Origin of the sequence: Streptomyces sp. NPDC060064 (assembly GCF_042736455.1) — a bacterium.
Classification (GTDB): Bacteria; Actinomycetota; Actinomycetes; order Streptomycetales; family Streptomycetaceae; genus Streptomyces.
In genome coordinates, this window is the sequence record NZ_JBHWWF010000041.1 from 1 (window position 1) to 12,746 (window position 12,746).

Annotated in this window: 13 protein-coding genes and 1 riboswitch; of the genes, 5 read left to right on the forward strand and 8 right to left on the reverse strand. The window is 68.9% G+C overall.

Features of this window, described 5'->3' with window-relative positions:
• Positions 1–110 precede the first annotated feature (110 nt).
• The 3 genes from ACFWDI_RS34410 to ACFWDI_RS34420 form a co-directional block, all read right to left on the reverse strand.
• Positions 111–1,307: a cytochrome P450 gene (locus ACFWDI_RS34410; protein WP_385310138.1), complete on the reverse strand. Its 1,197-nt coding sequence runs from the start codon at positions 1,305–1,307 to the stop codon at positions 111–113.
• Positions 1,282–2,013, reverse strand: coding sequence for a tRNA-dependent cyclodipeptide synthase (locus tag ACFWDI_RS34415; RefSeq protein ID WP_385310139.1), 732 nt, complete (start codon positions 2,011–2,013; stop codon positions 1,282–1,284). Before ACFWDI_RS34415 ends, ACFWDI_RS34410 begins: the two co-directional genes overlap by 26 nt.
• 204 nt (positions 2,014–2,217) lie before the next feature.
• The gene (locus ACFWDI_RS34420) at positions 2,218–2,856 is read right to left on the reverse strand and encodes a GNAT family N-acetyltransferase (protein WP_385310141.1); all 639 of its coding nucleotides are present in this window, start codon (positions 2,854–2,856) and stop codon (positions 2,218–2,220) included.
• 177 nt (positions 2,857–3,033) lie between these two features.
• Between ACFWDI_RS34420 and ACFWDI_RS34425 the strand changes: the two genes are divergently transcribed.
• On the forward strand, positions 3,034–3,249 hold the full coding sequence (locus ACFWDI_RS34425) for an EF-hand domain-containing protein (protein ID WP_327326209.1): 216 nt from the start codon (positions 3,034–3,036) through the stop codon (positions 3,247–3,249).
• A 118-nt stretch (positions 3,250–3,367) separates the two neighbouring features.
• Here ACFWDI_RS34425 and ACFWDI_RS34430 read toward each other — a convergent pair whose 3' ends face one another.
• The 5 genes from ACFWDI_RS34430 to gcvT all read right to left on the reverse strand — a co-directional run bounded on the left by ACFWDI_RS34430 (position 3,368) and on the right by gcvT (position 8,375).
• Positions 3,368–3,760 (reverse strand): STAS domain-containing protein, encoded by a 393-nt coding sequence (locus ACFWDI_RS34430; RefSeq protein ID WP_385310143.1) that lies wholly within the window; start codon positions 3,758–3,760, stop codon positions 3,368–3,370.
• Between the two features lie 245 nt (positions 3,761–4,005).
• The gene (locus ACFWDI_RS34435) at positions 4,006–5,373 is read right to left on the reverse strand and encodes an L-serine ammonia-lyase (RefSeq protein ID WP_385310145.1); all 1,368 of its coding nucleotides are present in this window, start codon (positions 5,371–5,373) and stop codon (positions 4,006–4,008) included.
• Positions 5,374–5,528: 155 nt separating this feature from the next.
• The gene (gene glyA / locus ACFWDI_RS34440; RefSeq protein WP_327326212.1) at positions 5,529–6,791 is read right to left on the reverse strand and encodes a serine hydroxymethyltransferase; all 1,263 of its coding nucleotides are present in this window, start codon (positions 6,789–6,791) and stop codon (positions 5,529–5,531) included.
• A 23-nt stretch (positions 6,792–6,814) separates the two neighbouring features.
• Complete coding sequence (gene gcvH / locus ACFWDI_RS34445; RefSeq protein WP_326652738.1) at positions 6,815–7,192, reverse strand: glycine cleavage system protein GcvH; 378 nt, start codon at positions 7,190–7,192, stop codon at positions 6,815–6,817.
• Positions 7,193–7,250: 58 nt separating this feature from the next.
• Complete coding sequence (gene gcvT / locus ACFWDI_RS34450; RefSeq protein WP_385310147.1) at positions 7,251–8,375, reverse strand: glycine cleavage system aminomethyltransferase GcvT; 1,125 nt, start codon at positions 8,373–8,375, stop codon at positions 7,251–7,253.
• Positions 8,376–8,523: 148 nt separating this feature from the next.
• Positions 8,524–8,621: riboswitch (glycine riboswitch) on the reverse strand.
• A gap of 181 nt (positions 8,622–8,802) precedes the next feature.
• On the opposite strand from gcvT, the gene ACFWDI_RS34455 reads away from it, so the two are divergent.
• The 4 genes from ACFWDI_RS34455 to ACFWDI_RS34470 all read left to right on the forward strand — a co-directional run bounded on the left by ACFWDI_RS34455 (position 8,803) and on the right by ACFWDI_RS34470 (position 12,738).
• A complete protein-coding gene (locus ACFWDI_RS34455; RefSeq protein ID WP_385310149.1) occupies positions 8,803–9,471 on the forward strand; it encodes an AAA family ATPase in 669 nt (222 codons plus the stop codon).
• A 137-nt stretch (positions 9,472–9,608) separates the two neighbouring features.
• Positions 9,609–10,379 (forward strand): enhanced serine sensitivity protein SseB, encoded by a 771-nt coding sequence (locus ACFWDI_RS34460; protein ID WP_385310151.1) that lies wholly within the window; start codon positions 9,609–9,611, stop codon positions 10,377–10,379.
• A gap of 124 nt (positions 10,380–10,503) precedes the next feature.
• Positions 10,504–11,295, forward strand: a complete 792-nt coding sequence (locus ACFWDI_RS34465; RefSeq protein WP_385310153.1) for an enhanced serine sensitivity protein SseB C-terminal domain-containing protein — start codon at positions 10,504–10,506, stop codon at positions 11,293–11,295.
• A 444-nt stretch (positions 11,296–11,739) separates the two neighbouring features.
• Positions 11,740–12,738, forward strand: a complete 999-nt coding sequence (locus tag ACFWDI_RS34470; RefSeq protein ID WP_385310155.1) for an ABC transporter permease — start codon at positions 11,740–11,742, stop codon at positions 12,736–12,738.
• Positions 12,739–12,746: the final 8 nt, after the last annotated feature.

The following is a 12,746-nucleotide window of genomic DNA, read 5'->3' on the forward strand; positions in this document are numbered from 1 at the left end:
GGCTGAAACTCAGCCCGTCCGGCGATTGAGGACACTCCGGGGGGACCCAGGAAGGGCGTGCGGGGTCCGGGGGCGGAGCCCCCGTTACGGCAACCAGGCAGAGCCCTGGCTCACCACAGCACCGGCAGCCTCTCCGGCAGCCGTTTGATGAAGCCCGTACGCCACACCAGTTGCTCCTCGGGCACGGCGAGCCGCAGCCGCGGCACCCGGTCCACGAGCGCGGCCAGTGCGGTCTCGGCATGCAGCCGGCCCAGAGCCGAGGCGGGGCAGAAGTGTCGGCCGCCGCCGAAGGAGAGATGCGGATTGTGCGCACGCTCCAGGTCGAGACGCCCGGGGTTCTCGAAGACCTCGGGATCGAAGTTCGCGCCCTCGACCAGGACCAGCACCAACTCGCCCTTGCGGACCAGGACATCACCGAGCTGTACATCGTCGAGAGCGAGGCGCGGCAGTCCGTCGCCGATCGACAGATTCCAGCGCAGCAGCTCGTCGACGGCGCCGCCCATCCGCTCCGGGTGCTCCCGCAGATACCCGATCAGCTCCGGGCGCTGGAGCAGCGCCAGTACGGCCAGGACCAGGAAGGCGGAGGTGGAGACCGCGCCCGCGCCGAACAGCGACACGGCGACGGTGGCGAGCATCTCGTCCGTCAGATGCGCCGACTCCTCGTCCTCGCGCAGCGCCGCCAGCCGGCCCAGCAGTCCGGTGCGTTCGGACTCGGGGACGTTCAGCCGCTCGACCATGTAGTCGAGGTCCTTGTACCAGTTGAGCTGCGAGCCCTCGAAGGTGTGCGAACTGGTCATGAAGGCGATGTCCAGGCCGGACATCAGCCGTCGCCAGTCGCTGAAGGGCACCCCGATCACCCTGCAGTGCAGTGCGGCCGAGAAGGGGTCGGCGAAGCCGGTCCGCAGATCGACCGGCGGGCCCTCGGCGAGCAGCCTGTCGATCAGCTCGTCGGCCGTGGCACGCAGCCAGCCGTGCAGCCCTTCGTCCGCACGCGGGTTGAGTGCCTTCATCACCGCGCCGCGCAGCCCCGCACTGCTGATGTTCCCCATGTTGTTGACGACCTCGGGCGGGATCGTCAGCGCGTACTGGCGTGGCACTCCGGGAGCGGCCGTCTCCTTGAGGCTGAACCGCTTGTCCTGAAGAACCTGGCCGGCCAGCCGGTGGCTGCTCACCAGCCAGGCGCTGTCGCCGGTGAGCGTACGCACCCGGGCCACCGGCTGCTGCTCGCGCAGCCGGGTGCACTCCACGGGGAGCGCATCGCCCCGCCGGGAGAGCGGGAAATCAAGCTGCTCGGGCTCGGTGGTCATCGTCCACGCTCCTTTCGGGGGCTTCGGGCCGTACGACGGCATAGCCCTGATTGCGGGCGGCTCGCAGCCCGCCGCCCTTTCCGTAGAGAAGTTCCGTCAACGGCATCAGCGCGTGATAGCAGGAGACGGAGGAGGGGACGCCGAGAATCCCCGGGGTGTCGAGGAAGAAGGGGAGTTCCGCGGCGATGTAGTCGAGACATGCCGATCTCTGCTCGGAGGTGATGGATTCACCGGCGGACAGTTTGGGCGCCAGGAACTGCTGGACCATCCGGTCACAGCTCTTCCGGAATTCCTCGTCCGTGACGAGGAAGTGCTGTACGCGCCGGTGCAGCAGCGCGTACACCGGATCGCCGGAGAATTCCGACAGCGCCCGCACCCCGATCCGCCGGCCCGGCGGCCCGGCGGCCTCCACGCCGCCCAGAATCCGCCTGCGTACGGCCTTGAGCTCCTTGGTCGCACGCCGGGCGGCCTGCTCCGGGGCGTGTCCCAGCGCCGCGAAGACGGCTGACACATGCAGATCGGCATAGACGAAATCAACCGCGGTGAAGCGCGGCGCCGCCCAGCGGGCGAGTTCTGTGATGCGTGCGGCGGAGAAATAGCTGTTCCCCGGGGAAACCCCGATCAGGACATGGTCGGCCTCGTCCCAAATGATGTGGCAGTTACGGGTGAAGGGCCGGACCGTGAATGAGTCGGTTGTGATCGTCACTGTTGACATCACCCTTGCGCCGCTTGTCCCTGGGAGCCCTGCGCTCCTGGTGTGGCGGCGACGCCATGAAGTTATCCGGCCGCGGCGAAGAGTGACGAAGCTCCCCCGGGAATTTGGCGAGAACTGATTCCAGCGGGGCGGAAAATCAACTTCCGTGCTACGGAAAGGTAATTGAAGCCTTTTCTGTCGCCCGGGTCATGCGGCTCATCGGGCCTCGAACAGAGCTTCGGAACCCACCGGCCGGAAGCCCGCCGCCTGGAACGTCCGCACACTGCGGGCGTTCCCCGGCGACTGCTGGGCCCACACCACCGAGTCCGGCACCAAGTGGCGGGCCGCCACAGCGAGTTCCACGCCGAGGCCCCGGCCGCGCGCCTGTTCGTCCACCTCGATCGCGGCCTCCCAGCGGCCCGCGAGGCCCCGGCCGAGGACCAGCACCCCGCCTTCCGCGGCCCAGACCCGCACGCCGTCGCGGAACTTCAGGGCGCGTGCCACCCGCGGGTGCTCCGGGTCCTCGATCTCGCGCAGCTCAAGCCCAGGTCTGCCCGGCAGCGTGCCGGCGACCGTCACCAGGTCGATGGTGTGCATCGAGCGGCCGGTACGGGCCATCATGGCGGCCAGGAACACCGGGTTCATCGCGGCGGCCAGCCGGTCGGAGGCGGTGGCGGCGAGCTCGGCCCGTACCCACTCCGGATCCTCGTCGGTGAAGACCACGGAGTGCGCGGTGAACGCCACCACACCGGCGTCGCGGACGCTCGGCTGCCCGATCACGGTGATGGATCCGTCCGGCGGCGGGAACTCCCCGCGTGCCGCCGCGGCCAGGATCTCCGCCAATGCCTTGCTCATCCCGTGTCCCTCTCCTCTGCCTCAGTCTCCACCTGCTCTTCCTGGAGGACGTACGCAGCGTGCTCGAGGGTGAGAGGAGAGCCGCTGTCGCCCTCGAACGACTGGCCGCTGCCCTGAGGGCTCAATCGGGCGGCTAATCTGACCCCGTCAGTAATGCACCAAGGAGGGGCGGAAGCAGTGGCGGACATCGAAGAGGCGCGCAGGGCGTTCGAGCGCTACGACCTGGACGGCGACGGCCTGATCACGGCGAGCGAGTACAAGAGCGTGATGGCTCAGCTGGGCGACTTCCATGTCACCGAGACGGTCGCCGAGGCAGTGATCAAGACGAAGGACGCCAACGGCGACGGTCAGCTGACCTTCGACGAATTCTGGGCCTCGCTCAACAAGGCCTGAACAGAACTGAGCAGGACCTGAACAGAGCTGCTCAGGGCCTGAACAGGGCCTCGTCAGGCCTGCGCAAGGTCTGACGCACCGGAGCGGCTCCCCGGCCCGGTCGGGGACCGCCCGGATTTCATCCGTCCTGCGCCGCCAGAGCCTCGTCCAGCGTCGGCAGCGTACGGAACACGTCCAGCACGCCGCCCGCCCTGAAGACGCGCAGAGTCGCGGGCCGGGAGCAGACCACCCACAGCCGGCCGCCGAACTCCGTGGTGCGCCGTCGGGCCCGGCAGAGCAGCGCCAGCCCGGAGCAGTCGAAGAACTCGACATGCGTCAGATCGACGATCACCTCGTGGGCGCGCACCGCGGTGACCACATCGAGATAGGCCCCGATCAGCGTGACTGCGGCGATATCGATCTCGCCATGGAGCTCGACGACGGTACGTTCCTGGCGCCGGTACACCCGCCCGTACGGTCCCGGGAGCGGGACGAGTAACTCGTACGGCGTGGACGTCACCCCCTCGGACATTACGGTGTCTCCTTGCTGCGTCGAGCCCGATCTGGTCACCGGGGGCTTGGGTGAACAGGCTGTGAGATTAATGCGGACATGGGGGCCCGCGGCGGAGAAGAAACGTTCGGAGCTCGGAAAGCTCACACTTGCGGGTGAATCTGTGTGAACTGCCTTGACGTGCGACGTTCTTGATCCGTGGAGACGACCAGGAACCGATGAGGCTCAGCGCTCGACGGCCGGTTCAGCCCTCGACGGCCCGCGGCTCAGCACTCGATGATGTTCACCGCGAGGCCGCCGCGCGCGGTCTCCTTGTACTTCACCGACATGTCCGCACCGGTTTCCTTCATGGTCTTGATGACCTTGTCGAGCGAGACCTTGTGGCTGCCGTCGCCGCGCATCGCCATCTTCGCCGCCGTCACGGCCTTGACCGCCGCCATGCCATTGCGCTCGATGCACGGGATCTGCACCAGGCCGCCGACCGGGTCGCAGGTCAGGCCGAGGTTGTGCTCCATACCGATCTCGGCGGCGTTCTCGACCTGCTCGGGGGTGCCGCCGAGCACCTCGGCCAGCGCGCCCGCGGCCATCGAGCAGGCGGAGCCGACCTCGCCCTGGCAGCCGACCTCGGCGCCGGAAATCGAGGCGTTCTCCTTGAAGAGCATGCCGATCGCGCCGGCGGCGAGCAGGAAGCGGACCACGCCTTCCTCGTCGGCGCCGGGCACGAAGTTCATGTAGTAGTGCAGCACGGCCGGGATGATGCCCGCGGCGCCGTTGGTGGGCGCGGTGACAACGCGGCCGCCCGCGGCGTTCTCCTCGTTCACGGCCATCGCGTACAGCGTGATCCACTCCATGGAGCGGGCCAGCGCATCGCCCTCGGCGCGGAGCTGGCGGGCGGAGTTGGCCGCGCGGCGGCGGACCTTGAGGCCGCCGGGCAGGATGCCCTCGCGGGACATACCGCGCGAGACGCAGGCCTGCATGACCCGCCAGATCTCCAGCAGACCCTCGCGGATCTCGTCCTCGGTGCGCCAGGCCTTCTCGTTCTCCAGCATCAGCGCGGAGATCGAAAGACCGGTCTCCTGAGCCAGCCGAAGCAGCTCGTCGCCGGTGCGGAACGGGTACTTCAGCACGGTGTCGTCGAGCTTGATCCGGTCCTCGCCGACGGCGTCCTCGTCGACCACGAAGCCGCCGCCCACCGAGTAGTACGTCTTCTCCAGGACGAGTGCGCCCTGGGCGTCGTACGCGAAGATCGTCATCCCGTTGGCGTGGTACGGCAGCGCCTTGCGGCGGTGCAGGATCAGATCCTTGTCGAAGTCGAAGTCGATCTCGTGCATACCGAGCAGATTGATCCGGCGGCCGGTGCGGATGCGCTCGACCTGGGCGTCCGCGGTCTCGACGTCGACGGTACGGGGAGAGTTGCCCTCAAGGCCGAGCAGGACGGCCTTCGGGGTGCCGTGGCCGTGGCCGGTCGCGCCCAGCGAACCGAAGAGCTCGGCGCGTACGGCGGCGGTGTGGGCCATCAGGCCCTCGTTCTTGAGCCGCCGCGCGAACAGGGCGGCCGCGCGCATCGGGCCGACCGTATGGGAGCTGGACGGGCCTATGCCGATCGAGAACAGGTCGAAGACCGAGATGGCCACGGAAGACTCCTAGAGGGGTTGGTAGACGCCGTTGTCTGCCGAGGTGGTGCAGAGGGCGGTGCGAGGGCGATACCAAGGCGGTACCGGGTGCGGGGCACCGCACGCACTGTCCAGTGTGCGCGGTGCCCCGTCGGTTCGTACAAAAGCGTACGTAGTTACTTCAGGCCAGGGTAAAGCGGGTGCTTCGCGGCCAGGGCCGAGACCCGGGCGCTCAGCGCCTCCGTGTCGTACGACGGCTTCAGCGCCTCGGCGATGATGTCGGCGACCTCACGGAAGTCCTCGTCCTGGAAACCGCGGGTGGCCAGCGCCGGGGTGCCGATCCGCAGACCCGAGGTGACCATCGGCGGCCGCGGGTCGTTCGGGATCGCGTTGCGGTTGACCGTGATGCCCACCTCGTGGAGGCGGTCCTCGGCCTGCTGGCCGTCCAGCTCGGAGTTGCGCAGGTCGACCAGGACCAGGTGCACATCCGTACCGCCGGACAGGACGGAGACGCCGTGCTCGGTCACATCGGCCTGGACGAGACGCTCGGCGAGGATACGGGCGCCGTTCAGCGTGCGCTGCTGGCGCTCCTTGAACTCCTCGGTCGCCGCGACCTTGAAGGAGACCGCCTTCGCCGCGATGACGTGCTCCAGCGGACCGCCCTGCTGACCGGGGAAGACCGCGGAGTTGATCTTCTTGGCGAGCTCCTGCGTCGACAGGATCACACCGCCGCGCGGACCGCCGAGGGTCTTGTGCGTGGTGGTGGTGACGACATGGGCGTGCGGCACCGGGTTCGGGTGCAGACCGGCGGCGACGAGGCCCGCGAAGTGGGCCATGTCGACCATCAGGTACGCGCCGACCTCGTCCGCGATCCGGCGGAAGGCCGCAAAGTCCAGCTGGCGCGGGTACGCGGACCAGCCGGCGATGATCAGCTTCGGACGGGACTCCTTGGCGAGGCGCTCGACCTCGGCCATGTCGACCTGGCCGGTCTCGCTGTCCACGTGGTACGCGACCACGTTGTACAGCTTGCCGGAGAAGTTGATCTTCATGCCGTGGGTGAGGTGCCCGCCGTGGGCGAGGTTCAGACCCATGATCGTGTCGCCCGGCTTCAGCAGCGCGAACATCGCGGCCGCGTTCGCCTGGGCGCCCGAGTGCGGCTGGACGTTGGCGTGCTCGGCGCCGAAGAGCGCCTTGATGCGGTCGATCGCGATCTGCTCGACGACATCGACGTGCTCGCAGCCGCCGTAGTAGCGGCGGCCCGGGTAGCCCTCGGCGTACTTGTTGGTGAGGACGGAGCCCTGCGCCTCCATGACCGCGACCGGAGCGAAGTTCTCCGAGGCGATCATCTCGAGGGTGGACTGCTGGCGGTGGAGCTCGGCGTCGACAGCGGCGGCGACGTCCGGGTCCAGCTCATGGAGAGGGGCGTTGAGAAGCGACATCTCGATCCCTGTCGTGGTCGTGGTCAGTTGCCGGAGAACTCGGTGTACTCGTCGGCGGAGAGCAGGTCCTTCGGCTCCTCGCTGACGCGCACCTTGAAGAGCCAGCCGCCCTCGAAGGGGGCGGAGTTCACCAGTGACGGGTCATTGACGACGTCCTCGTTGGCCTCGGTGACCTCACCACTGACCGGGGAGTACAGGTCGCTGACGGACTTGGTCGACTCCAGCTCGCCGCAGGTCTCGCCCGCGGTCACCGTGTCACCGACCTCGGGGAGCTGGACGTACACCACATCGCCGAGCGCGTTCGCCGCGTGCTCCGTGATGCCGACCGTCGACACGCCGTCCTCGGCGGCCGACAGCCACTCGTGCTCCTTGCTGAAGCGCAGCTGCTGGGGGTTGCTCATGGCCTGAATTCTCCTGTACGCGGGGGAGTGCTGGTGAACGGAGTGAAGGTGCGGACGATCACTTCTGGCGCTTGTAGAACGGCAGCCCGACGACCTCGTACGGCTCGTGGGTGCCGCGGATGTCGACGCCGACGCCCTCGCGGCCCGGCGCGGCGTGCGCCGCGTCCACGTACGCGATGGCGATCGGCTTGCCCAGGGTCGGGGAGGGCGCACCGGAGGTGACCTCGCCGATGACCTGGCCGCCTGCGACCACGGAGAAGCCGGCGCGCGGGACCCGGCGGCCCTCGGCGATCAGGCCGACGAGCTTGCGCGGCGGGTTGGCCTCGGCGCGCGCGGCGGCGGCCTCGAGTGCCTCGCGGCCGACGAAACGCCCGTCGTTCGTGGTCTTCTCGAACTTCACGACCCGGCCGAGGCCCGCGTCGAACGGGGTCAGCGCGGTGGTCAGCTCATGCCCGTACAGCGGCATGCCCGCCTCCAGGCGGAGCGTGTCGCGGCAGGACAGACCGGCCGGGACGAGACCGACGGGCGCGCCCGCCTCGGTCAGCGACTGCCAGAGCTTCTCGGCGTACTGCGGCTCGACGAAGAGCTCGAAGCCGTCCTCGCCGGTGTAGCCGGTACGGGCGATCAGCGCCGGGACGCCGGCCACCGTGCCGGGCAGGCCCGCGTAGTACTTCAGCCCGTCCAGGTCGGCGTCGGTCAGCGACTTGAGGATGCCGGGGGACTCCGGGCCCTGGACGGCGATGAGCGCGTACGCGTCGCGGTCGTCCCGCACCTCGGCGTCGTAGCCCTCGGCGCGGGCGGTCAGCGCGTCCAGCACCACCTGGGCGTTGCCCGCGTTGGCGACGACCATGTACTCCGTCTCGCCGAGGCGGTAGACGATCAGGTCGTCGAGGATCCCGCCGTCCTCCTGGCAGATCATGGTGTAGCGGGCGCGGCCGACGGCCACTCCGCCGATGTTGCCGACCAGCGCGAAGTCGAGGAGATCGGCGGCGCGCGGTCCGGTGACGGTGATCTCGCCCATGTGCGAGAGATCGAAGAGACCGGCCTTGGTGCGTACGGCGTTGTGCTCGTCGCGCTCACTGCCGTACCGCAGCGGCATGTCCCAGCCCGCGAAGTCGGTCATGGTCGCGCCCAGCGAGCGGTGCAGGGTGTCGAGGGCGGTCAGACGGGGGACGTTGCTCATAGATGTGGCTCCCAGGGCAGGCCGACGAGGACATTCCTCCCCATCTGTCATCGGAACCTGAGAGGTTCGTCGCGACCACGCGTATTGGTGGTCGTGACTTGCACCTTGGGTGGAGCCACTCGACAGCGGCTCGCTTTTCAGATCTGCCTCATCACACGCGGTACGGGGCCTGAGAGATTCAAGGGAGGGACTTGCTCCTTCGGCGCCCGGCGCACACAGTGGCCAGGACTCTCCCGCGTGGATTCAAGCGGCCGGTATGCAGTTGGCGCGCACATCATTGCACGCATCGCGGCAGAGTGGTGCGTACGGTCCGGAACGCGGCCGCGCCTGCCCGCAGTGGCCCGCAGCTGCAAATAGGTTGTGTCGCATTACCAACTCTTTACACTTCATGGGCAAGGGTGAGGGTGACCCGACATGGGGGAGGGTGATGACGTTGCAGCAGTCCGGTGTTTTTGCGACGACCGCGGGGGTGCCCGCCCGGCCGGAGAGCTCCGCTCGGGAACGGCTCGGGGCTCCCACAGCCATACTGCGCGACCTGAGAGACCGCTCGGGGCGCAGTCCGCGCAGTCTGGTCTTCGCCGCCGGTGATGTGGTGGTCGTCTCCGGCCTGCCCGGCAGCGGAAAGTCCACGTTGATCCGGCGCGCGGCGCGCGGTCGTGGCATCGACTCGCAGGACACCCGGGACCGGTGGGACGCCCGGATGCCGCGGCTGCTGCCGTACGCCGTGTACCGCCCGCTCGTGCGGATCGCCCACTACGCCGGGCTGCGGCGGGCGCTGCGCTCCGGCGAGAGTGTCGTCGTCCATGACTGCGGTACGCAGGCCTGGGTGCGGCGCTGGCTGGCCCGCGAGGCGCGCCGCCGCGGGAGCGGTCTCCATCTGGTCCTGCTCGACGTCACGCCCGAGGTTGCCAGACAGGGCCAGCGCGAGCGGGGCCGCGGTGTGTCCGGGTACGCCTTCGCCCGGCACCGGCGCGCGGTCGGGCATCTGATCGGCGACGCGGAGGCGGGCCGGCTGCCGGCGGGCTGCGCCTCGGCCGTGCTGCTGGACCGGGACGCGGCGGGGGTGCTGGGGCGGGTCGGCTTCGAGAAGCCATAGGGCGGCGCGCGCTGAAGTTCAGCCCCTGCGGCGCTTGAGGAGCGGGGTCCGGGGCGGAGCCCCGGTTCATGTCCGTCGGTCGGCGGCGTTAGGGTCGTGGCGCGCAGCCGTGGAAGCCCGGGGGAGAAGGACCGCACATGGAGACACCGGAGCAGGCCCATCCGCATCCAGCTTTCGGCTGGCCGGGTAACGAGCTGGAAGAGGTGCTCGCCGCCTCGCTCGGCAACCCCTCCGCCGGGGGCCGTCTCGTCGAGGTGCTCGGCCGCAGCCATATATGGGTGCCGCTGCCCAACGGCGGCGGAGCCGACAGCCCCGATCTCGATCTGCCCACGATGGAGATCGACGGCGCTCCCTATGTCCCGGTCTTCAGCTCCGAGCAGCAGTACCTGCAGTGCGTCGGCAGCCATATCTCCTTCACCGTCGCGCCCGCCCGCGAATTCGCCCGCGGGCTGCCTCCGCAGCTCGGCATCGCCGTGAACCCCGGCGGTGCGGTCGGCGCCCCGCTGCCGCCGCCCGCGGTCGCCGAGCTGTGCCGAGTGGGACGTACACCGTTGGACGGACCCGCGAGCGGCGGCCGGGTGCGGCTCTTCGAGCCCGACTGGCAGGAGGAGCCGGTCGACTTCCTCGCCGCCGCGGCCGGGGAGTTCGAGGCCTCCGGTGTCGTCCTCACCGCCCGCCGTGCGCTCGCCTCCGTCGAGGGCGACCCGCCGACCCTCTTCATCGGTGTCCAGCTCTCCTCCTGGGAGGCCGCCGAGCGCAATGCCCCGATGGACGCGCTCGGCCGGGCACTCGGCCGGGTCCAGGTGGGCTGGCCGGTCAATCTCGTACTGCTGGATGTTGCCCAGGACCCTGTCGGCGCATGGATGCTGGAGCGGGTGCGGCCCTTCTACGAACGGCAGCACGTGTAGTCGTCAAGTCGGTGTCAGGACTGCCGATTAAGCTGGTTTGATGGCCTTACCGCAGCACTTGTGTGCCCGGGGCGGCTGTGCTGTTGCTGCATCGAAGAGGCATCGAAGAGGGGCGGAACCCAGGGTGAGCGCGTCAGGCACCGCGGCGGCCGGGCAGGTCGAGCACATGCTGCGCCAGGTGACTCCCGGACGCTACGACGCGTACGAGGCGCTGCTGCACGCCATCGCCGACCCGTCGAACGGCCAGATCTGGATGCTGCTCTGGCACGGCCAGGCCGGATCGCCCGATGCCCAGTACGGGAACATGGAGGTCGACGGCGTCGGCTACGCGCCGTGCGTCACCTCCGCCCAGGAGCTCTCCGTCTCCGGCTGGAACCGCGCCCACGAGGTGGTCACCGGCCGTGACATCGCCCGCGCGCTGTACCCGGACCGCTGGGGCATCTGGCTCAACCCGCACGCGCCGGGCGGCGGCGTCGGCATCCCCTGGCTCGATCTCCGCCGGATCGCCACCGGCCTCGACCGGATGCCCGCAGGACCGCTGCGACTGTCCGAACCGGCCATCGAGCTCCCGCACTTCTACGGCCTGCTCGCTCAGAACGCCCACCGCACGTCCGCGATCCGCTCGCTGCGCCGCGCCTGGGTGCAGCCCGCGCTCGGCGCTCCGTATCTCGCCATCGGTCTCGATCTGTACGACACGAGCAGGCAGTCCGTGGACACGGTCCGCGCGATGATGCAGCAGTCGATCGCCGCGGTCCCGGACGGGCTGCCGGTCTCCACCGTCGCGATGTCCGACGAGTACGACCCGGTCACGGTGTGGCTGCGGGCCAACGCCCGCCCGTTCTACGACCGCGATGCCCATGCCGGCGGCGCACCGGCCGGCGGTGGCTACGGCTATCCGCCGCCGGTCGGCCACTGAGCCGGTCACTGAGTCGGCCGCAACAGCACAACTGACGGCCTGACCTGTCTATTTCCATGCCCCACACCGATGTTCGGGATGGGATTGTGCGCTCTCGAGGCTTCGAATGCCTTGCAATCAAAGAGCGGCTAACGTCCGCATGGCGGCGCATCGGTCAACTTTCGCCCCATATGCAGTATTTGGCGTTCCGCTCAGTCGGTGGCTCCGTCCGTATAACGGAAACCCCCTCGCCTCATCACGTTTGAGCAACCATTCCCCGAGGGGGCTGGCGGGTGATCGCGGCAGCGTTGAAGACTCCCCGCATCAAGGACCCTTCGGTCCTGTGTACGACCTGCTTCTTCAAGCATTCCTCGCAATACACACAACTGCACCACTGAGTGAACGAAGCCGCTACAGCGGCGGGCATGGGTCGGTCACCGCCGGCCGAGAGGGGTCCCCACCACGATGACGGCACCACTGCACGACACGAGCGCGGCCGAAACCGCTGCCGTCGATGTCGCCGCCGATGTCCCGCAGAAGGCCATCGAGGGGCGTTCGCCCTGGAAGATCGCCTGGATCCGGTTGAAGCGTGACAAGGTCGCACTTGTCGGCGGTTTCGTGGTGCTCCTCCTGATCGTGGTCGCGGTATTCGCTCCACTGATCGTGAGCCTGCTCGGCCACCCGCCGGAGGAACTCCACGAGGATGCGATCGACCCGCTGCTGGGCACCCCGATCGGTGACTGGGGCGGCATCAATTCCGACTTCCTTTTCGGAGTTGAGCCGGTCAACGGCAGAGACGTTTTCAGCCGAGTCGTCTACGGCGCGCGCATCTCGCTTCTCGTCGCCTTCCTCTCCGCCTTCGTCGCGGTCAGCCTGGGCACCGTCTTCGGCGTCGTCGCCGGCTACTTCGGGGGCTGGATCGACGCGGCGATCAGTCGGGTGATGGACCTGCTGCTGGCCTTCCCGCAGCTGCTCTTCATCATCGCCCTGATCTCTGTCGTCCCGAACGAACTCTGGGGCTTCTCCGGTTCGGGTCTGCGGATCGCGGTCCTCGTCCTGGTGATCGGCTTCTTCGGCTGGCCGTACATCGGCCGGATCGTGCGCGGCCAGACGCTCTCGCTGCGTGAGCGGGAGTACGTCGAAGCGGCTCGCAGCCTCGGTGCGGGTCGTGCGTACATCCTCTTCCGGGAGCTGCTGCCCAACCTGGTGGCCCCGATCACCGTCTACACGACGCTGATGATCCCCACCAACGTCCTGACGGAAGCCGCCCTGAGCTTCCTCGGCGTTGGCGTCAAGCCGCCCACCCCGTCGTGGGGCGAGATGCTCTCGACGGCCGTGCGCACCTACGAGGACGATCCGCTGTTCATGATCATCCCGGGCCTGGCGATCTTCGTCACCGTGTTGGCCTTCAATCTCTTCGGCGACGGCGTACGAGATGCGCTGGACCCGAAGGGGTCCCGCTGACCCCCACA